This is a genomic window from Telluria sp. AC161, from assembly GCF_979258535.1.
Genome location: NZ_OZ409861.1, coordinates 4741868 through 4763570, shown reverse-complemented (window position 1 = coordinate 4763570; position 21703 = coordinate 4741868). Strand labels below are relative to the sequence as shown.

The following is a 21703-nucleotide window of genomic DNA, read 5'->3' as shown; positions in this document are numbered from 1 at the left end:
GAATATGGGGAGATCGGCGGCGATCAGGGGCCGTTCCCGAATTATATAGCGCAAGCCGATTGGCACCGCGCGGCCGGCCACCGCACCCGGCGATTTTCAGCACCGGCTGTGGCTGGCCCGCCACGCCCCGCGCGCTGGCCCTAGGCGCCGGCCGGCGTCCCCGCGATCCACAGCTCCACCCGGTGATCGCGCCGGTCATCCTGCAGCTCGAACGTCCAGTCAGGACATGGCTGGCCATCGAGCAGCAAGCCTTCCATGCCGTCGCCCGCATGCACCGTGATCTCGTAGAACGCGCTGTAATAGCGGTAGCGCAGGCTGAAACCTTCCCAGCCCGGCGCCAGGTGCGGTGTCAGGTGCAGGCGCGCGCCGTTGCGCTCCACACCCAGCAGCGCTTCGATCGCCAGCAGCCAGGTGGCCCCAGCCGAGGCGGTATGCAAGCCGCCGATGGCGCGGCCGATGTGCGGCGCCACCGTGCGCACGCCGCCCGCGATAAAGTATGGCGGCGCACTGTGGTCGGCCGTGCGGTCCGGCGCCAGGGTTGGCGCCAGTGGATCGAGCATGCCGGCCAGCTGCCACGCGCGGCCGGCGTCGCCCAGCCGCGCGAAGCCCGTCGCCGCCAGCGCGACGGCGCCGTGGTCCTGGCCGGGGCTGGCCACGACGCGCTCGCTCCAGTGCCCGTCGACCGCCGGATCGCACAGCAGCGTGACGCCGTGCGCCTCGTCGACCAGGCGCAGCGCTGCGGCGCGCAGCGCAGCCGCACCGTGTTCGGCGTCGGCCTGCACCGCCCAGCCCTGGGTCGACAACTCGACGCGGCAAGCGGCGTTGGCGATCGAACCGAGTGCATTACGGCTGTCCAGCCACGTCCAGCGGTACCAGTCGCCGTCCCAGCCATGCTCTTCGCACTGCGCCCTGAGCGCCAGCGCGGCGCCGCGGCAGGTGGTGGCAAACCCGAAGTCGCCGCGCCGGTCCGCCACGTCGGCGAAGCGCTGCAGTACGGTGGTCATGAAAAAGCCCGTGCGCACGCTTTCGACACGGCCCGTGGCGTCATCGTCGTGCAGGCGCGCCGCCGCCAGCGGCAGGCCGCGCTGGCCGAAGCGCAGGCAGCCGCGCAGGCCATGCACGCAGTGCTGGTACAGGTCGTCCCCGGCAGCCAGCCGCGTGGCGTCGCCGGGATCGGCGCCAAATGGCAGCACGGCCAGCAGTGCGTAATCGCCCGTGACGGCCAGGTAGCGCGTCAGCACATGGGGCAGCCACAGGAAATCGTCGACCGCAGGAGCCGGCAGGTTGGACTGCGCCGAGGCGAAATCGCGCGCCGCCTGCAGCAACGCGTCGCGCAGCAGCTCGGGCCGGGCATGCACGCTGGCGAGCAGCGACTGCAGGCGGATGGCGGGAGAACGCTCGCCCCACGCCGCGCTGATCGCCTGATACGGCAGCCAGGTGTTGACGCGCAGGTCGAGCGATGCGTCGGGCGAGTGCAGTTGCACCGCACCGAGCGTGTCAGACCACCAGTTGTGCAGGCGCTCCCACGCGGCAGCGGCGGCGCGCGCGCCACCGTGCAGTTGCACCTCGCGGCTGGCATCGAGCGTGCCGGGACCGGCCACGCCCAGCACGAACACCAGTTCGCGCTCTTCGCCCGGCGCCAGCGTGATCGCCGTTTGCAGGGCCGCGCACGGCGTGCGCCCCGCGCCGCTGGCGCCGGACAGGCTGCTGCGGCCCAGCGCCGCCGGCTGCGCGATGCTGCCCTGGCGGCCGATGAATTCGTCGCGGTCGCAGGTTGCGGCGACGTCTTCGGCGTCGACATGGAAGAACCCCACCTGGTCGCGGAAGTCGTCACTGAACGCATTGCGCGCGAACAGCGCGCCGCTGGCCAGGTCAATGCCGGTGACGACCTGCAGGCCGGGCGTGGCGTCGACGCTGTCGAGCTGCCATGCCACGAATCCGGTCACGCTCAGGCGCCGCGGCGCATCGCTGTCATTGCGCAGCCGGAGCACGCTGTATTTGATGGGCACATCCGGCGCCACGAAGCAGCGCAGCGCCGAATGGATGCCGTGCGCGCCGTGTTCGAACACGGTGTAGCCGACGCCGTGCCGGGTCAGGTAGGGTTCCGGCGATGGCGCCGGCCACGGCGTGGGCGACCAGAAGGCGCCGCTGTCCTCGTCGCGCAGGTAGAACGCTTCGCCATCCTGCGGTGCGACATCGTCGCTGCCGGCGCTCAGGCGTGCAGCGCGCGTCCCGCTCCAGGTGACGGCATGGCCCCGTTCCGAGACCACCGATCCAAAGCCGGGGTTGGCCAGCAGGTTGGCCCAGGGCGCCTGCGGCACCGGCACTGCGGCGCTGCTGCGCACCTCGTACTCGCGGCCATCGGGCGTGAAGCCGCCGATGCCGTTGTCGAACAGGCGTTCGGGCTGCACGGTGGGCAGTGCTTCCGTCATCCACGGCGTGGTCGCGCCAGCCACCAGCGGCGACGGCAAGGCAGCGCCGGGCCGTGCGGCGCGGCGCAGCTGATCGGCCAGGTCGCCCCGGCCCGACAGCAGCAGCACGCTTGCGCTCGAGCGCAGCAGGATGCGGTCTTCCTGTGCGACGTCTTCGCGCAGGAACAGATGCACGCCGCCCGGCGCATCGAAGGTGTCGGGATCGACCAGGGCCATCGCCAGCGTCATTACGCCCTCGCGCACGGCGCGGCTGTCGCACAGCACCAGCAGGTCGACCGCGACGCCGCGGTTGCGCCAGTAGGTATGCGCCTGCAGCACCTGGCGTGCCAGGCCGGTATCCGGACCGTCCGCCAGCTGCAGCAGCAGTACTGGCTGCACGCCATCGATGCCGTATGCGAGCAGGTCGGCGCGGCCGCGCACATTGCGCGCGATGACGGCCGGGTCGGCGCGCAGGGCCGGTACCGGCTGCAGCAGGCAACCGGCCAGGCGGTTGCACAGCTGCGCATCGGCTTCGCTCACGTCCATGCGGCGCAGGAAGGCCTGGGCCTGGGTCCAGGCCGCGTCGATCGCGCGGTCGACCGCATGGCCGGCGCTGTAGCGGGCCGCCAGTTCACGCGCCATCGCCCGGCTGGCGGCAACGCCCAGCACCAGGTCGACCGTGATCTCTTGTTGCGGCGCCAGCGTGACGGTGCGGCGCAAGGCCAGCAACGCGTCATCCGGTTCGGCGACGAGGCCGGGCAGCGCGCCGCCGGCGCCGATAGCCTGCGGCGCGCGCAGATCGTGGCCGCGGCCGATGAAGCGCGCGCGGTCCGTTTCCACCGTCACGGCGGGCGCGATGTCGCGCACTGCCATGCGGTGCATGACGACGGGCGCATCGGCCGCCGTGACGCACAGCAGGCTGTCGTGCGGGGCGTCGAATTCGATCATGATGTGACTGCGGCCGCCCGGCTCGAGCGCCGGCCCGGCCAGCGCCACGCTGCTGGTCAGCTCGAGCGTCAGCGGCTGCAGGCCCTGATTGACGATGCGGATGCGGCGCAGCTCGACGTCGTCGTCCGGCGCCACCACGATATCGGTGTGCATGGCCAGCCCGTTGTCCAGACAGCGCACGCTGGCCCGGCCCTCGGAGAACACCGTTTCGCGCTCGCTCTCTGGCAACAGGCCCGGCCAGACCTGGCCGGATGCGACGTCGCGCACATGGCATGTCAAACCGGTCTCGCCGATGCCGGTGCGGGTGATCTGTTTATCATCCCAGCGGCTGGCGCCAGTGCCATCGCTGGCCACGACCAGGTGATAGCGGCCATTGGACAGCAGCTGAACTTCGGGAAGCACCGGGGGTTCGCTTCCGATGACGCGCGCATACGGGCGCGCCGTCACGCTCTGGCTGGCCGTTGCCGCGCCCGTGTAGCGGCGTTCGGCGGCTGCGCCGGAGACCGGCACCGGTTCTTGCAGCAAGGGCAGCGCGGCCCGGAATTCGGGATCGCGGCAGAAGCGGTGCTGCATCGGTTCGCCCAGCAGATGGCGGGCCAACGCGAGCAGCAGCATCGCCTGATGCCGCGCAGCGTAGGCCCGAACGACGACCTGACGCTCGCCCTGCGGCAAACGGGCGGGCGCATAGTCGAGTGCTTCATACAATCCGAGTTCGCCCAGCATGCCTTGCGCCGCAAAAGCGCGCAGATTGGTGCTGGCCAGGCCCGGCGTCATGCCCAGCGCCAGCGCGGCGGCGTACGGCGCGGCGACCAGGTCGTCGTCACGCTGGCGCTGCAGCGCGGCGGCGGGCAAGCCGAACTGGCCGGAGCGGTAGCGCGCAGCGGCGTCCACGGCATTGCAACGGGATGGCGAAAAGCCCCACAGCACGTCCCTGCTTTTGGCATGTGCAGCCTGGGCGCGCACCAGCGCGCGGGCGGCGGCGTCGAGCAGCGTGTCGCGCCAGACCGGCATCCAGAGTTGCGGCGCCAGCAGATCGGCCATGGCGCCACGGCGCGACAGCAGCAGCGTGCTCCCGCCAGCCATGCGCTGCGGGCGCCCGAGCGACCACCAGTGCTGCTGCGGCAGCTGATCCTGGGCCACGGCGGCAAAACTGGCCATGCGCGATTCGGACGCCAGCAAGTCGCAACTGTCGCCGTCCAGGCGCTTGTCGCGCACGTGGTAGCCGGCGGCCAGCTGGCCGGTGGCGGGGTCGACCAGCGCGCCGAAGTCCATGCGGGCGGCGTCGCGCGCTGCGGTAGCCAGCGCGGCCAGCCGTTCGATGCGCGCCTGTGCGCAAGCGCGGCCCGCACCTACCAGGGCAGCCAGGCCGGCGCCACCCGTTGCCGGCGCGTCGAGCTGCGCCAGTTCGCGCAGCGTCGGGATCCGGGTCAGGCTGGCGCCCAGGACGTATTCCTGCACGGCGCGCATCCACGGCGCCAGCGCGTACAGGTCTTCCAGCTGCGCGGTGCAGCCGGCATGCAGACGCTCGACCCAGGCGAGCAGCGCCGGCTCTGCCGCCGCATCCTCGGGCAGACTGGCGGTCAAGCGTTCGGCATTGGCCAGCGCCAGGCGCAGGCAATCGGCAAGGCCCGGCAGCGTATCGAGGGCGCGGCAGCGTTCGGGCGTCAGCGCGCCATCCATCTCGTCCAGCGCGTTCAGGAATGACGCCGGCGCGCCGTGCGCGTGCTCGCGCACGACCAGCAGCGTGGCGCGGATGCCGTCCGGCGCAGCGCCGGCGATCGGCTGATCCAGCAATTCGTCCATGCCGACGGCAAAGGTGCGCAGCGCCAGCACCAGGCTGCCGCTGGCGGCGGTATCGACATGATGTGGCTCGAGCGGGGCCAGCGTGGCGCCGTCGTACCACTGCAGCAGATGGCCGTTCCACCGTTCGAGCAGCGCCAGCGAGGCGAATGCGCGCTCGCTGCGTTCCAGCAGTCCCCCCAGTGGCAGGAAGCCGAAGTCGCGCGCACTCAGCGTGGCCAGCAGGCCAAGGCCGATCCCGTCGGGCGAGACCCGTGCATCGACCGCGGGCTCGGGATGTTCGAGCACGGCGTGCGGCGCCAGCCCATGGCCATCGGCGCCGTGGCGTTCGAAGAAGCCCCAGGTGCGGCGCGCCAGCGCGCGCAAGAAATGGTCCTGCGCCGGGGCGAGGCGCGCGCTGCGGCGGGTTACGTGCCCCGTCCACCAGGCCAGCACCGGCGACAGGAACCATACCAGCAGCATCGGCGCCGTGGCGAACAAGGCGTACGGGTTGGCAAAGCTCACCAGCATGGCAGTGCCCATCGCCAGCAACGGCGGGAACCACATGGCGCGGCCGCTGATTTCCAGCGAGCGGCCCGGGACCGCCGCCGTCTGCGTGTCGAGCAAGCCGCGCTGCGTCACGTGCCGGCGCCACAGACCCCGCACGAGGGCATGGGCATCGACCAGCGCTGCATGCGGCAGGAAGGCTGCCCACAAGGCGCTGCGCGTGAGCGTCAGGCGCGCGCCGCGCACCCAGCCGTCCAGGTGCTGGCGCCATGGTGCGTCGAGCGGCCGGTCTCCCAGCGCCACCAGCATGCCAACCAGCGCCGGTACGAAGACGACCGCCAGCACCGCCGCGGTCCAGAACACGGGCGCGGCCAGCAGGCTCCAGCACAGGATCAGCAAGGCGAGGGACGCCGGCGCGACGAGACTCGCGCGCAACTGGTCGAACAGCATCCAGCGCGCGGGCGCGTACTCGAGGTAATCGGGACCGCGACCAAGGCGCTGCACCGATTGCCAGGCCGCGCGCACGGCGCGGTGCCGGCGCAGCATGTACTCACCGTAGTTATGCGGGCGCAGTGCATCCACGCGCAAGTCTGCCACGCGGCCGGCGCGCAGGCGATCGCGCTCGACGGCGCCGGGCCAGGCGCGCCCGTCATCGCGCACAACGTCGCCGCAGGCGCGACGCCAGGCATCGACATCGTGGATCGCGACCCAACCGTAGCGCGCATCCAGCGCGGCCCCGCCCATGCGGGCAAAGCGCGGCGCGCGATGGCCCGGTGGCGCGGGACCACGCGCTGGCAACAGCATGCCATGTCCTTCGAGCACACGGCCGCTGTCGTCCTGCACCGGCTGGTGCAGCGGGTGCGCCATCGCGGCCACCAGGCTGCGCGCCGCGTCGCGCGGCAGGCCGGCGTTGGCGTCCAGTGCAATCACGTAGCGCATCGCGGCGCCCGCGCCGGTATTGCCGGCGGTGAGCAGGAAGCGTTCGCGCGCGCCGCACAGCCAGGCATTCAGGTCGGCGATCTGGCCGCGCTGGCGTTCCTGGCCGATCCAGGCTTGCTGGTCGACGCTCCAGGTGCGTGGCCGCGCCAGGAGCATGAATGGCCCGTCACCGTCAGGGGCGTACCGGGTGTTCAACGCCTCGATGGCAGTGCGTGCCTGCGCCAGCGATGCGTCGTCCGTCGGCAGCGTTTCGCTGGCGGCATCGGGCAGGTCGAGCAGCAGGCAAAAGCGCAGGTTCGGGTCGCGGTTGCCGAGATAGCGCACCTCGAGCTCTTCGCGCAGCCGTTCGATCGCGGCAGCGTCGCCCGCTTGCGCGCAGACGGCGACGACGGTCCGGCAGGTGTCGGGAATGCCGGCACTGAAATCCATGCGCGGCGTAGTGACAGGCGGGATGCGCCAGCGTTCCATCATGCGCACCAGGGACAGCGCCAGCGCGCTCGCCCCGGGCAGCGCCAGCAAGCCAATCAGCGCCAGCAACCAGGCGCCGGCATCGCCCTGGCGTGCGTGCACGAGGATGGCGATTGTCAGCAGCAGTGTCAGGACCGCGGTTGCGCCAATGCGCGTGGCAACCGGCGCCTTGTGCGCCAGCGCTGGCAGGTAGTGGCCGACGTGGCGGGTGCGCACGTCCAGGCCACCTTCGCCCGGCGCGCGGTGCGTGCCGGCCTGCGTCAGCGCGTCGCGCGCGACCTCGACTTCATCGACTTTGGCAGCCCGGGCGCGGCGTGCAATGGCATGCCGGTAGCTGTCGCGGGTGGCGCCGTCCATGGCGGCGTAACTGCCATCCGGGTCGGTGCGCAGCAGCGCGTCGACGGCGCCGTGCGTCTCGGCGAAGGCGCGCCAGTCGATCCCGCCCAGCAGGCGCAGGCTGGCCAGCGTGTTGCCAGCCGAGATGGCATCCTCGGCCTGTTCGCTGTGTTCGCGCTGCGTGTGCTGCGCGATGCTGCTGTCGCCATCGGCCAGGCGCGCGTCGAGCCAGTCCAGTACCTGGCTCACGGCGCCGCCGCGGCCGTGCAGGCGCCGCGCCAGTTCGGCGATGAAACTGTCGCTGGCCTCGACGCTGCGCATCATGTCGGCCACCAGCAGGATCAGGTCACCGGGCCGCGTCTCGGCCGTGTCCAGCAGGCGCACGGCCCACCCGGCGGCCTGTTCATGCGCGGCGCAGGCACGCGCCGCGCGCGCGGCCAGGCGCCGCAGGTTGTCGATCAGGGCCAGGCGCAGGAGCGCCGGCAGCGCATCCAGTTCGGCGATGCGCAGCGCTGCGCTTTCCGGGCCTTCCTGGTAAGCGGCCACGAACAACGCCAGTTCCCCGGCGTCGATGCGGCCATCGCCATGCGCGACCACGTCGAGCACCAGGCGCCAGGCACGCACGGCGCCATCCGGGGCCAGTGTCGGCAGGGTCGCGGCGACCGGCCGCAAGCCGGCGCGCACCAGGCGTACCTGGGCGTCAAGCAGATGGTGCTGGTCGAGCAGTCGCGCACCGGCAGGCGGCAGCGCGAAGCCGGCGCGGGAGGCCTCGTCGAGCGCGTCGCACGAGGCAGCGATGGCATCGGCATCCGTGCCCAGGAGGGCGCGCAGGGCCTGGGCGCCGCCCTTGCCGGCGGTGGTGGGTTGCAGTACGTGGCGCGCCGCCAACTGGCGTGCGTGTTCCGCGCGCTGGAGCGCGCCGAGAGGTGCTGCGCGCCATGGCGCATCGTCGCCGGTCGCGCGCGCCGCATCATGCGGCGTGCGCTGCCCGGCGGGCAGGTTGTGGTTCTTGACGTTCAACGGGGCCTCGGGACTGAGCGTGCGCAGCAGACCGCTGGAGCATAGTGGCGTCCGGGACGGATCAGGGCAGGAAACGCTGGGCGCGCACGGCTGATCTCATGCTAGGCAAAGACCCGCGTCGTTACTGTGCGCTGACGAACACACCCCACCGATGCGCTGGCATCGGGGCCATGCTACCCGAGATCAGATAACGAGCGCGAATCCGCCCACCAGTGACCAGGCACCCGGATGGCCCAATGTGCGCAAGGCCTGCGCCGCGCGGGCACTGCGGGCGCCGCTGCGGCAGACGAACAGCAGCGGCGCCGTCGCGCCCAGCCACTGGGGCGCCTGGTCGGCAATGCACGCCAGCGGCACGTTGCGTACCGCACGGCCATGCAGGCTGACCGTGCCCACACCTGCACCCGCAACGCTGTGTTCGCGCAGGTCGCGCACGTCGATCACGATCGCGTCCGGATGCGCAGCGAGCCAGTCACGGGCAGCATCGGCGGGCACCAGCATTGCGCTGTCGATGGCGCCATCCATCGCCGGCTCGGCGCCAGTCACTGGAATTGGTGCGGCCAGCGCGGCGCCGCAGTGCGCGATACGCTTGCACGCCAGGTCGAGCGACGCGTCGTCAAGCAGCGCGCCAAACGACAGGCGCACCGCCGCCGCGCTGCGCCAGGCCGGCACGCCCATCGCATCGAGCACATAGCTCGACCCGGCCTTCCCCGCCGAACACGCCGAGCCGGCGCTGACGCGCATGCCGGCGGCATCGAACAGGTCGAGCAGCGTGGCGCTGGCCACATCCGGCACCGAAAAATTGATGGTCGTGGGCAGCGACTGCGCCAGGGGCGCGTTGAACACGATGCCTGGCAAGGCTGCTTCCAGCGCCGTCACCAGGCGCGCGCGGCACGCCAGCAGTGCGGCGCCGTCACGGAACGTGTCGCCCCGCTCCAGCGCGGAGAACACGGCGCCCAGCGCCGCGATGCCGGCCATGTTTTCGGTGCCGGAACGCTGGCCGTCTTCCTGCCCGCCGCCGCACATCAGCGGCGTGTAGGGCGCACCGCGGCGCACGTACAGCATGCCGATGCCTTTTGGCGCATACAGCTTGTGCCCCGAAAACGGCGCGTAATCGATGCGGCTCGCGGCCAGGTCGAGCGGAAGCTTGCCCAGCGCCTGCACGCAATCGACCAGCCACAGTGCAGCGCTCCCGGCATCGCGCAGCACCGCCTCGATGCCGCGCAGGTCGGACACGACGCCCGTTTCATTGTTCGCCGCCATCGTGCATACCAGCGCCGCGCGCGGCGCCAGCGCGCGCAGCACGTCGAGGCGGTGGCGGCCATCGCCATCGACCGGCAGCATGCGCAGCTCGAGGTCCGTGCCCAGCAGCCGGTTCCAGTGCGCCAGGCTTTCGGGTATCGCCTTGTGTTCGGTCGCACCGATCAGGACGATGTCGCCGCAGGCTTCACCACGCGCACGCCGCTCGCGCACCGCACACAGGGCCGAGAGCACCGCCGTCTGGATGCCTTCGGTGGCGCCGCTGTTGAACATCAACCGGCCGTCCCCGGCGCCGACCACCCGGCCCGCACTGGCGCGCACGTTCTCGCGCAGCGCCCGGGCGCGCAGGCCCGTTGCATGGCTGCTGCTCGGATTGCCGAAGCCGTCCTGCATGGCGGCCATGGCGGCGGCAGCGGCGGCGGGCAATACCGGGGACGTGGCATTGGTGTCGAGGTAAATTTCGGTCTGCATGAATAGGTGCCAAAAATATAAAAAAGGTGTCGCACAACATGTTATTGTCCAGTAATATGGTACGAGCTAAAGACGGTCAATACGTCCTAAACTTTCTGGTTTTCAATCAAACAGTAGGATAATTATTCTTATAACCAGCAATGCGGAATATGAATTCACTCGACAAGTTTGATTGCGCGATCCTCGCTGCCCTGCAGGCGGATGCCACGTTGTCCATTTCGGGCCTGAGCGAAAAGGTGGGTTTGTCCAGCACCCCTTGCTGGAAACGCGTCAAGCGCCTGGAAGAAGAAGGCTTCATCGAAAGCCGCGTTTCCATCGTCAATCGCGAAAAGGTCGGCTTGCCGGTCACCGTATTCGTCAGCGTCAAGACCCCCGAACACGATGAAAAATGGCTGGCGCGCTTTGCCGCCGCCGTGATCGCGCTGCCCGAGGTGCTGGAATTTCATCGCATGAGCGGTGACGTCGATTACCTGCTCAAGGTCGTCACCACCGATATCGCCGGCTACGACCGCTTCTACAAAAAGCTGATCAAGACCGCGCGCCTGACCGGCGTGTCGTCGGCCTTCTCGATGGAACAGATCAAGTCCACCACCGCCCTGCCCCTCGAACTGATCTCGCACAGCACGCCAGCCTGAGTCTTTACAGGCGCTCTGCGCTTTCGCCGCGCGCCCGAATCGTGCGATGATGGCGCCCGTCCACATCAACGGGAGACTGAGTCAATGCCATCGAAAATCACCATGGCGCCGCTGGCGCTGGCCGCACTGATTGCCACCATCGGCGTGCACGCGCACGCTGCCGAGCAGGTCGTCAAGATCGGCGTCAGCGGTCCGCTGTCGGGCGCCAATGCGTTTGCCGGCAAGGACAATGAAAACGGCGTGCGCATGGCCATCGAAGAGCTCAACGCACAGAAGATCCAGGTCGGCGCCAACGTGCTGCGCTTCGTGCTGCAATCCGAAGACGACGCGGGCGACCCGAAACAGGGCGTGACCGTGGCCCAGAAATTCGCCGACGCCGGCGTCAAGTTCGTGCTCGGCCCGTACAACTCGGGTGTGGCGATTCCCGCCTCGCGCGTCTACAACGACAGCGGCATCCTGATGTCGACGGTCGGCACCAATCCCAAGATCACCGCCAGCGGCTACCCCACCGTGTTTCGCATCGTCGCAAGCGATACGCAGGTGGGCGCCTCGGTCGCCGGCTACGCGGCCAAGGAACTCAAGATCAAGAACATCGGCGTGATCGACGATCGCACGGCGTTCGGCCAGGGCATCGCGATGGAGTTCAAGCGCCAGGCGCAGCAGGCCGGCATCAAGGTCGCGGGCCACGAGTTCACCAACGACAAGGCCAGCGACTTCGCCGCGATTCTCACCGCGCTGCGCGCCAAGAAAGTCGACGCCATCTTCTACGGCGGCTACGCCCCGCAGGCCGCGCCGATGGTGCGCCAGATGAAGCAGCTCGGCCTGAACGTGCCGCTGCTGGGTGGCGACACGCTGTGCAGCCCCGAGATGGCAAGACTCGGCGGCGCCGCGGTCGGCGAGAACGTGCGCTGCGCGCAGGCCGGCGCGATCGTCGCCAAGCAGCCAGGCGGCGCAGCCTTCCTGGCCGGCTACAAGAAGCGCTTTGGCCGCGAGCCGGACGTGTATGCGCCATCGTTCTACGACCAGACCAAGTTCATCGCGCAGGCAATCCAGTCGGCCAAGACGGTCGATGCCAAGGCGGTCGGCGTGGCGATGCACACGATCAGCTACCAGGGCGTGGTTGGCACCTATGGCTATGACCCCAAGGGCAATCTGAAGAAAACGGCCGTCACGGTTTATACATTCAAGAACGGCGCCCTCACGCCGCTGGCTAGTTACTGATTCTTTACCAGGACCTCGAACACGATGAACCCATTCTTCAAAACCGGCGTGCTGGCCACGGCCGCCCTGCTTCTGTGCGCCAGTGCCGGCGCCGCGCCGGTCACGGCCACCGCACCAGCATCGGCATCGGCTGCCGACACCCAAGCCGGCAAGGCCATCAACAAACTGGTCGACGAGTATTACGATGCCTACGCGCGCTTCGAGCCTGTCTGGGCGACCGAGTCCGGTGACGGCCGCTTCGATGGTCAGCTTGGCCTGCCAATCGCGCCAAAGAACCGCGACGCCCAGTTTGCGCTGTACCGCGGTTATCTAAAACGCCTGGGCACGATCCCGCGCGAGCGCCTCAATCCGCGTGACCAGGCCAGCTACGACATCGTCAAGTTCGAGCTCGAGACCGCGCTGCGCCTGGGCGCCTTCCCCGAGCACCTGCTGCCGGTGGACCAGATGTTCAACATGCCGGTCTTCATGGCCAACTACGCCGGTGGCCAGGGCGCACAGCCGCTCGCCACGCCGCAGGATTACCGCAATTACCTGAGCCGCCTGGACCAGATGGTCGCCTACATCGACCAGGCGATCGCGAATATGCGCGAAGGCGTCAAGCGCGGCGTCGTGCATCCGCGCGAGCCGATGCTGTCGCTGCTGCCGCAACTGAAGGCACTGGTCGCGGCCACGCCGGAAGCCAGCATCTTCTACAGCCCGATCAAGGCGCTGCCGGTGGGCTTTTCAAACGCCGACAAGACCAAGCTGACGGCGTCGTACCGCAAGACGGTGGGCGAGAAGCTCAATCCGGCACTGGCGCGCCTGGCCACGTATGTCGAGAAGGACTACCTGCCGGCCACCCGCACCACCGCCGGCTGGGGCTCACTGCCAAACGGCGCCGAGTGGTACAAGGCGCGTGTGGCAGCGATGACCACGACAAGCCTGACGCCCGAGCAGATCCACGAGATCGGCCAGAAGGAAGTGGCGCGCATCCAGGGCGAGTACGGCAAGATCGGCCCGAAGATGGGTTACACCGGCCCTGCAGCCGGCCTGCCGCGCTGGGTGTCGGAGCAGCCGAAGTACAAGCCGTTCACGTCGGACGCGCAGGTGATCGCCGTGTTCGAGAAGATCGACGCCGACGTGCGCACCAAGCTGCCGAAGCTGTTCTCGCTGATGCCGAAGGCGCCACTCGAAGTGCGTCTGGAACCGGAACTGACGCGCGAGACGGCGTCGGACCATTATTCGTCACCGGCGGCCGATGGTTCGCGCCCCGGCGTGTTCTGGTCGGTGGTGAACGATCCGACCAAGTACGGCAGCACCGGCATGGTCACGCTGTACCTGCATGAAGGCCAGCCGGGCCACCACTTCCACATCGCGCTGACCCAGGAACTCGGCTTGCCGAACTTCCGCAAGTTTGGCGGCAACACGGCGTTCACCGAAGGCTGGGCACTGTACGCCGAGACGCTGGGCAAGGAGATGGGCCTGTTCGACAAGCCGGAAGATTATTTCGGCCACCTGAACGACGAGATGCTGCGCGCCGCGCGCCTGGTGGTCGACACCGGGATGCACACCAAGGGCTGGAGCCGCGATCAGTCGATCACGTACTTCCGCGAGACGCTTGGCTACTCGGAACTGGAAGCGCGCGCCCAGATCGAGCGCTACATGGTCATGCCGGGCCAGGCGCTGGCATACAAGATCGGCGCCCTGAAAATCATGGAACTGCGTCAGCGCGCGCAGGCGGCACTGGGTGACAAGTTAAACCTGCCGGCATTCCACCGCGTGGTACTCGATGAAGGCACGCTGCCGCTGGCAGTGCTGGAAGCGAAGGTCGATCGCTGGATTGCAGCGTCGAAGTAAAGACGTGGGGGGCGTTACCAACGCCCTAAAACAACGTCGTTCCCGCGGAGGCGGGAACCCAAGCTCTCATGCGCTGGCCAAAAGTGCGATAGTGGCCTGCTGCTAACTGGGGTTCCCGCCAAGGCGCCCGGCGAGGGCGGGAACGACGTTTCTACGTTACGGGCCAATCTCTGGCGGCGTGTTCAACGCTCGATCATGAACACCGGATACCGGCGCCATTCCGGCTCGCGGTAGCGCGCGCAGTTGGCGAAGATGAAGTCCAGCACCGCTTCCTGGTTCGTCAGCAAGCCGGGATGTTCGCCCTTCCACTGTTCGAACTTCGCCGCCAATTCTGGCTCCTGCGCCAGCAGCCGCTCGGCCTCGTCCTCGAACACATACTCCGAATACGCCTCCTTCTTTTCCAGCACGCTATTGAAGAAGCCCCAGCGGAAGAAGCTGTCGTGCGCCAGTGGCTCGAGCGTCTCGACCGCATAGCGCGCATTGTCCTGGTCCAGCGGCACCAAATAATCCCCCGCGCGCAGCTGCACGCTGGCGTGACGCCGTTCGATCACCACCTCGTCATGGAACATATGGCCTTCGTACGCCGTCGGGCGCGAGGTCACGCTGTCGATCTGGTAGTACGCGACCTGCTGCATGCGGTCGGCGTCGATGCGCTCCATGCGCACGCCATTCCATTCCAGGCGCTCGATCGCCTCACGCCACTGCTGCGGCACCACATACGCCTGCGGCGCCGGCACACTCACGTCCACCGGGAAGCGGTTGTAGTAGGCGATATCGCGTTCCCAGACGCTGCTGCGGTCGTAGTACAGGCGCGTGTAGTCGCCCAGCACGCTCTTTTTATACTTGGCTTCATACCCTTTGAAACGGAAGCTCGACGGATTGGCTTCGTCCATCTTCCAGCGCACCGGCCACTCGGCTTGCGTGCGGCCCGCGTCCTTGGCCGCGCGGCGCAGCGCCTGGATGCGGGGGGCGTTCTGCACCGTGAAGGCCAGCGCGACGTCGACCAGCGCGCGCATCGATTCGTAGCGGTCCCGGAACGGCTTGAGCATGTGCGTCTCGGGCATGAAGCCGATCGTGTGGTGCAGCGCTGCATAACCGGTGGAAAAGCGCGCGGTTTCCAGGAACTCGGCGATGCCGTGATCGGGGCTGTCCTGCACCGGGTTCACGTACGGGCAGGTGGGCCAGCCGCGCGCATCCATCCCGGCGTACATCGCGGGCAGCATCTCGGCGCGCAGAAACTCGCCCAGGCCGCCACCGAGCTTGTCGGCCTGCGTGTGGATCAGCGTCATCGTGTAGGTGTAGTCGGCGCCGTTGGACGTGTGGGTATCGACCATCACGTCCGGGTCCCAGGCCGTGAACAATTCGTTGAACACGCGCGCCGTGAGCGTGTCGCACTTGACGAAGTCGCGGTTCAGGTCGAGGTGGCGGCTGTTGCCGCGAAAGCCGAACTGCTCCGGCCCGTCCTGGTTCACGCGCGACGTGTCGGCGCGGTTGAATGCGCCGTCGACGTTGTACAGCGGGACGAACAGGAACACGGTCGTGCCCAGCGCGGCCAGGCGCTCCGGCTCGAGGCAAAAGTCGCGCACCAGCGCCATGCAACCGTCGACGCCTTCCGGCTCGCCCGGATGGATGCCGTTATTGTTGAAGAAAACCGCGCGCCCGGCGGCCTTGATCGCGGCGCGGTCGAACACGCCGTCGCTGCTGACCACACCGGCGTGGATCGGCACGCCGGCATCGGACACGCCTACCTGCTCAAAGCGCAGCACTGCCGGATACTGGCGCGCGAGGTCGTGATACCAGGCGATGCAGTCGGCCCAGGTGGTGGTCTGGTTCAGATTGCCTTGTTCGTAGGGCGTGAGAGGTGCAGTAGCCATGTGTTCTTCGCTAGTAAAAAGGATGCTTACAGGATGACGCCGGAAGGTGCGGCAGGCGCGGTCGTGGTTGGCGCAGTGGGCGCGGCCGGTGCCGGCGGCGCCAGCGTCAATGGCAGGGCGATGGCGACATCGGTGCCTTCGCCGGGGCTCGAGCGTACCTCGATCGTGCCGTGCAGTGCGTAGGCGCGCTCGCGCATGCCGATGATGCCGATGCCTTCGGAGGCGCTGGCCGTGTCGAAGCCGGCGCCGTCATCGACCACGCGGATGCGCAGCATGCCCTTGCCTTCGTCGAGCAGCAGGCTGACGTGCGCCGAGCGCGCGGCGGCGTGCTTCATGACGTTCGACAGCGCCTCCTGCACGATGCGGTAGGCCGAGATGGCCAGTTCGTTCGACAGGCGCGCGAAGTCGCCTTCGCTGTGCAGGTCGAAGCGGCAGCCAGATGTAGTGTCGTAGTGACGCACCATCTCTTCGACCGCGCCGTGCAGGCCGAGCATGTCGAGCACCTCGGGCCGCAGGCGGCGCACCAGGCGCCGGCCGTTGGCGTACAGGTCGAGCGCGAGCTTGGTGATCGCTTCGGACTTGCGCTTGATTTCCACCACCTCGGGACCGGCAGGCGCCTTGGCTGCCAGCAGGCCAATCGCCTGCGCCTCGAGGCGCGCCGCGATCAGCGACGCATTGAGTTCGTCGTGGATCTCGACCGCGATGCTCTTGCGTTCGTCCTCGATGATCTCGTTGACCTTCTGGATCAGTTTGCGCTTGTCGGCGTCGGCGCGCAGCGCTTCGTTGCGCGAGGCGAGCAGGTCGCGCGTACGCTCGGCCACCTTGTTTTCGAGGTCGCGCTTGGATTCGCCCAGCGCCAGCGACATCTCGCCGATCGACGATTGCAGCTCGCCGATCTCGCCACCGGTGGTGACCGGCGGATGGACGCGGAAGTTACCGCCCCGGATCTGGCGCAGCGTGCCAATGGCCTCGCGCAGCGGCACGATCAGCGAGCGCGCCAGCACCCAGGCCAGGATGCCGCTGGCGGCCAGCGCCAGCGCCGCCATCGACAGCTCGATCTGGAAGCGGTCGGTCTGCTTGGCCATCATGTTCGCCGGCGACATCGTCACCCGCACCCAGCCCACCACTTCGGTGGTCAGTGTGGGCGGACGCGAATCGCTCGACGCCGACACGTGCGGCGTGCCGTTATCCGAGAACAGGTTGATCCACACGACCTGCTTGCGGATCGGGGCTTCGTAGTAGTGCGACTGGGCGTCGGCGGCCGATTCGGACACCACGCGCACGGCAGCGCGCCCGCTGCCGTCGATGACGTCGACGCGGTAGATGCTGCGGTCGGACTGCACCAGGCCATTGATCGTCAGGCGCAGGTCGGACAGGTTGCCCGAGATGACGTTGTACTCGGACGTCTCGGACAGCGCGCGCGCCAGAATACGGCCACGCTCGGCCAGCTCTTCGGCCACCTGCGCACGGTGCGCGTACCACGAGTACCAGACGAAGGACGTAAACAGCAGGATCACCGGCAGCATCGTGATGACGGCCATGCGCCGCCCGACACCCCAGCCGCGCCAGAAACGCAGGTTCATCGCGCCGCCGGCGCCGGCGCTGGGCGGGCGAAGTTGCGCGCAGCATCCGTCACGCGCAGGTCGAGTGAGCTGGCCACGCCTTCGTTGATGATCGTGCGGAAGTAGCGCGGAAACTGCGGCGCAGGCAGTTCGCCGCTGCGCACGAAATCGGCCGTGAGCTCGGCCACCTGGGCATTGATTTCTTCGACTTCCGAATACGTGGTGGCCAGCGCGCCGACCTTGACCATATCGGCCGAAAAACCGATCACGCCCTGCTTGCGGCGGTAGGTCGACAGCAGGATGTTGCGCACGTTTTCGGCGTTGTAGATGTCGCTGTCGGGCAGCGCCAGCAGCGTCTCGGCGCGCGTCATGCTGTTCAGCGTGTGATTCAGGTCGTCGCCCGGCGTGAACATCTGGATCTCGGCGGCGTCGTGCAGCACCGGGCGCAGGAAGGCGGTGTCGGGGCCGAGCAGCACGCCCACGCGCACGGGGCGGCCGTACACGAGTTCGGCCAGGCGCATCTGATCGTTCGGCGCCGGCTCGGCATACACCGCGGTGATGGCGATGCGGCGTGGCTTGGGCAGGCGCGCCGTCAGGCCGCGCCATACCTGGCTCGAGGTATAGGCCGAGATGACGACGCAATCGCAGCGGCGCGACAGCGCATCGCGCAGCGCGGTCGGGCCGATCGCGATATACAGCATGCGGCGCTTTTGCGCGAGCTCGGTGCGAAACGCAGCAAACGTTGGCACCAGGCGCTTGTACAGATCGTCGACGATGCGGTGCGTGACCGCGCTGTCGTCGCCGGTGATGATCTGGAAGCGGTAGCCCTGCACTTCTTCGCGCTCGCGCTCCGTTTGCGTAGCCTGCGGGGCCTGCGCGGCGTGGGCGGCATGGGCGCCGGTGGCGGCCAATGCCAGCGCGATGGCGATCAGCGGGGCCAGCGAACGCGCGCGTGAAGCGTTCTGCATCCGGCGCAGGAGCTTGGCCATCGCTTACGGCTCGATCAGGCCGTGCTTGACAGCCAGCAGGGTGATACTGGCCTGGCGGTGCACGCCCAGCTTTTCCTTGATCGACTGGCTGATATTGCTGATGGTCTTGGTCGACAGATCGAGCCGCTCGGCGATTTCGGCGTTGGTCATGCCCTCGGCCATGAACTTGAAGATTTCCAGGCCGCGCTCGTCGAGCTGCGACTGCGGCGTGACTTCACCGCGCACGGCCATGCTGGCCAGGCGCGACGCGATATGCGGCAGGAAGTACAGCTTGCCCTCGTGCGCGTGGCGCACGGCCGTGGCCAGGTCGGCCGGGTCGCAATCCTTGGTGACGAAGGCGTGGGCGCCGAGGCGGTAGGTTTCCTTGATCAGACTATCCTGGTCAAACTGGCTGAGAAAAACGATCTTGGCCGACGGATCGGACTTGAGGATGGCCTGGGCCGCATCCATGCCGGTCAGCTCGGTGCCAAAGCGCATGTCGAGCACGGCGACATCGGGCTGCTCGGCCGCGTACAGCGCGGTGGCCTCGCTCGGGGTCTTGGCCTGGCCCACCACCTGCATGCCGGCCGCTTCGAGCGACATGGCAAAACCGGTCATGACGATGGGGTGATCGTCGGCCAGCATGACGCGGATGGGTTTGTTCTGATCTGCCAATTTGTTCTCCTGGCGCGGGGGCCTGTGGTGCACATGCATTGCGCGTGCGGTGCCTGATGCGGCATGCACGGCCGGGGCAATGGGCCCCGGGAATAGAGGGGAATTATTTCACACAACGGGCGGGGAAGCGATGGGTAAAAAGGCGGATAAAGCATGCGATGCGCGCGGAGACGGTGCATTGGCTGGACGTGCCGGAAACATCGTCGCATTCTAAACAACCCGCAAATAGAAATTAAATTACTTCATAATAGATTTGCAAATTGCTAGCCTCTAGCATATATTTATTCCATCAGCGGCAAATATGTACCCTTCAACAATACGCAGGGAGGTCGATATGTATTGTTCTCATCTCCATGATGGCGTCAGTAGCAAGCCGGCAAGTTTGCCCTCATCGCCGGACCTGGCCTATGTCTGGACACTCTCGTAGTCAAAACCGTCCTCTTTCGCCCGCCCCGTTTACCCGGCGGGCTTTTTTTCGCCCTGATGACAGGTGCATGGAGAACAACCAATGGATGCCGTCCGCGCCGTATCACCAGCTTTCCACATCACGGGTTTCAGAGATGCCCTTGCCGGCGCTGTCGCACTGGCCGCCCTCGCCGTCCTGGCCTGGCTGGCGCTGGCCCCGCCCGACGTGCCGGCGCCCGTTGCATCGGTTGCGTCCCCTGCGTGGGCCGCGCGCGCCACCGAACATCAGAGCGTGCTGGCTGCCAGCCCCCGCTCGATCGGCGGCAGCGACAATGCGCACGCGCGCACCTACCTGATGCAGCAACTACGCGCGCTGGGACTGACGCCTGCCGTGCAGCGCGCCACCGTCCTCACATCGGTTACCCGGCTGTTCGGCGGCATTCACCACACGATCGGGGTCGTGCACAACATCGTCGCGACGATTCCGGGTACTGCGCCCGATGCTGCGCGGCGCCCCGCCCTGCTGCTGGCAACGCACTACGACAGCGGCGCGGCGCCGCGCGATGCCCTGCTAGGTGCGGCCACCGCCAGCGCCCTGCTCGAAACCGCACGCGCCTTGCGCGCCGCCCCGCCGGCCAACGATACCGTGCTGCTGTTTGCCGACGGCGAGCGGGTTGGCATGCTCGGGTCCCGAGGATTTATCGAACAGCACCCGCTGGCAGGCCGCATCGGCATGGCGCTCCGGTTCGATGGCGCCGTCGACGGCCCGCTACGCATGCTGGAGGCCAGCAGCGCGGGTGCACCGGCCCTGGCGGGCTGGATGCAGGCGGCGCCCGAGCTGCGCGGCGCATCCGCGAATGCGACGCTGGCATGGCTGCTGGGCGATGTGCCCCACATCGGCCCGCTCACCCGGCTCGATGCGCCGGTGCTGTTGTTCGGGGGCGGCGAGCCGCGCGCAGCCGGCACCGCGCCGCGTCAGCTGGGCGACGCCATGCTGCGCCTCGCCCGCGCCTATGGTGCGGCGCCGCTGGCACCGGGCGGCCAGGCGGCGCACGTCTACTTTTCGCTGCCGATCATCGGCCCCGTCCACCATGCGGTGTGGCTGGTATGGGCGCCGGCGCTCCTGTCCTGCCTGATGCTGGCGCGCGCATGGCGGGGCCAGTTCGGTGAGGACGGTGTCCTCGATGCAGCGCAGGGCGCGTTTGGCGTGTGCTTCCTGCTGCTCGTGGTACGCGTGGGCACCTGGAGCTGGGATCACGAGGTGGCCGCCGCCGGCCTGGCCGGTGAGCACCGCCTGCCTTTGACCGTTGCCGTTGTCACGGCCTGCGTATTCGTGGCCGGCTTGTATCTGCTGCGTCGCAGTGTCGGCACGGCCGCGACGGTGCTCGGCGCGCTGGCCTGGCCGACGCTGGTCCTGCTCTTCGCCGCCATGTTCCTGCCAACGATCGCCCCGCTGCTGGCCTGGCCGCTAGTGGCGGCGCTGGGCGCATTCACGCTGCTGCATACGCGCTGGGGCGAACGGCAAGGATTCGGCGTGCGCCTGCTGGTCCTGCTGGCCGGCCTGGCGCCGGCCGCGAGCCTGCTCCCGCCGGCGCTGCGCGATGCCTGGCTCCTGCTTGCACCGGGCCACATGCATGTTCCGCCGATGCTGATGACGCTGCCCATGCTGTGCTTTGCCGGTCCCCTGCTGATGCTGCGCAGCAGAGCCGCCGTCGCGGGCGCGCTGGCACTGGCGCTGGCGGCCTGCCTGGCACTGCCGGATAGCACTGCAGCACGACATGAACAGGCGGCAGAACCCGGGAACCTCGAGGGGCTGGTCTATTACAAGGACATGAACTCGTGGCGCGCCTACTGGCTGCTGCCGCAGCAGCCGCTCGACGACTGGCGCCGCGACCTGTTCGCGGGCCGCGCGAAGCCGACCGTCTTCGTCGAGGTGTTCGGCCTGCGCAGCGCGCCCCAGTGGTATGCCGTCGCGCCACGCGACGATGCGATCGCATTCCCCGAGTGCTTCATCCTGCGCAACCACGTCGGCAAGGTGCGGCTGGCCAGATTCACGGTGCGCTCGGCCAACCGCGCCCCGCATATCGCGCTGGCCATGCAGGGCGCCAGGGCGCTGCGCTCGCGTGTCGACGGCGTGACGCTCAGTGACAAGGAAAGCGCGTGGTCGCTGTCGCTGTACGGGATGGGGGACCGGGTACTGCAAATCGAGATCGAAAGTGAGCCCAACGAGATCTTCGCCATCACGGTGCAGGAACACATCCCCGGCCTGCCACGGCATCTCTTGCCGGCTGGCGCGCACGACGTGGCGCCGCAGGTGGGCACGACGATGTCGACCGATATCCTGCGGTTTTACTGACAAGTTGTCATAAAATGGCCGCGCGCGCCACGAGT

10 protein-coding genes are annotated in these 21703 nt (G+C 68.3%); 4 read left to right on the top strand and 6 right to left on the bottom strand.

Annotated features, from left to right (window positions below; genetic code table 11):
- Positions 1–140: 140 nt before the first annotated feature.
- Entirely contained in the window at positions 141–8408 is an 8268-nt protein-coding gene (locus tag ACZ0AJ_RS21170; protein ID WP_499456390.1) for a GH36-type glycosyl hydrolase domain-containing protein, read from the bottom strand.
- A 183-nt stretch (positions 8409–8591) separates the two neighbouring features.
- Complete coding sequence (locus ACZ0AJ_RS21165; RefSeq protein WP_499456389.1) at positions 8592–10136, bottom strand: aminotransferase class V-fold PLP-dependent enzyme; 1545 nt, start codon at positions 10134–10136, stop codon at positions 8592–8594.
- A 149-nt stretch (positions 10137–10285) separates the two neighbouring features.
- Between ACZ0AJ_RS21165 and ACZ0AJ_RS21160 the strand changes: the two genes are divergently transcribed.
- From ACZ0AJ_RS21160 to ACZ0AJ_RS21150, 3 genes are all read left to right on the top strand, one after another.
- Positions 10286–10771: an Lrp/AsnC family transcriptional regulator gene (locus tag ACZ0AJ_RS21160; RefSeq protein ID WP_499456388.1), complete on the top strand. Its 486-nt coding sequence runs from the start codon at positions 10286–10288 to the stop codon at positions 10769–10771.
- Between the two features lie 84 nt (positions 10772–10855).
- On the top strand, positions 10856–11992 hold the full coding sequence (locus ACZ0AJ_RS21155) for a branched-chain amino acid ABC transporter substrate-binding protein (RefSeq protein ID WP_258837116.1): 1137 nt from the start codon (positions 10856–10858) through the stop codon (positions 11990–11992).
- A 24-nt stretch (positions 11993–12016) separates the two neighbouring features.
- The gene (locus ACZ0AJ_RS21150) at positions 12017–13828 is read left to right on the top strand and encodes a DUF885 domain-containing protein (RefSeq protein WP_499456387.1); all 1812 of its coding nucleotides are present in this window, start codon (positions 12017–12019) and stop codon (positions 13826–13828) included.
- Between the two features lie 182 nt (positions 13829–14010).
- Here ACZ0AJ_RS21150 and ACZ0AJ_RS21145 read toward each other — a convergent pair whose 3' ends face one another.
- The 4 genes from ACZ0AJ_RS21145 to ACZ0AJ_RS21130 are packed head-to-tail and all read right to left on the bottom strand — an operon-like array spanning position 14011 to position 18907.
- Positions 14011–15702 (bottom strand): M14 family zinc carboxypeptidase, encoded by a 1692-nt coding sequence (locus ACZ0AJ_RS21145; RefSeq protein WP_499456386.1) that lies wholly within the window; start codon positions 15700–15702, stop codon positions 14011–14013.
- 26 nt (positions 15703–15728) lie between these two features.
- Positions 15729–17285: a sensor histidine kinase gene (locus tag ACZ0AJ_RS21140; RefSeq protein ID WP_499456385.1), complete on the bottom strand. Its 1557-nt coding sequence runs from the start codon at positions 17283–17285 to the stop codon at positions 15729–15731.
- Positions 17282–18253: a hypothetical protein gene (locus tag ACZ0AJ_RS21135; protein ID WP_499456384.1), complete on the bottom strand. Its 972-nt coding sequence runs from the start codon at positions 18251–18253 to the stop codon at positions 17282–17284. Before ACZ0AJ_RS21135 ends, ACZ0AJ_RS21140 begins: the two co-directional genes overlap by 4 nt.
- 3 nt (positions 18254–18256) lie before the next feature.
- A complete protein-coding gene (locus ACZ0AJ_RS21130; protein WP_183554407.1) occupies positions 18257–18907 on the bottom strand; it encodes a response regulator in 651 nt (216 codons plus the stop codon).
- Between the two features lie 508 nt (positions 18908–19415).
- On the opposite strand from ACZ0AJ_RS21130, the gene ACZ0AJ_RS21125 reads away from it, so the two are divergent.
- Positions 19416–21668: a M28 family peptidase gene (locus tag ACZ0AJ_RS21125; protein WP_499456383.1), complete on the top strand. Its 2253-nt coding sequence runs from the start codon at positions 19416–19418 to the stop codon at positions 21666–21668.
- Positions 21669–21703 lie beyond the last annotated feature (35 nt).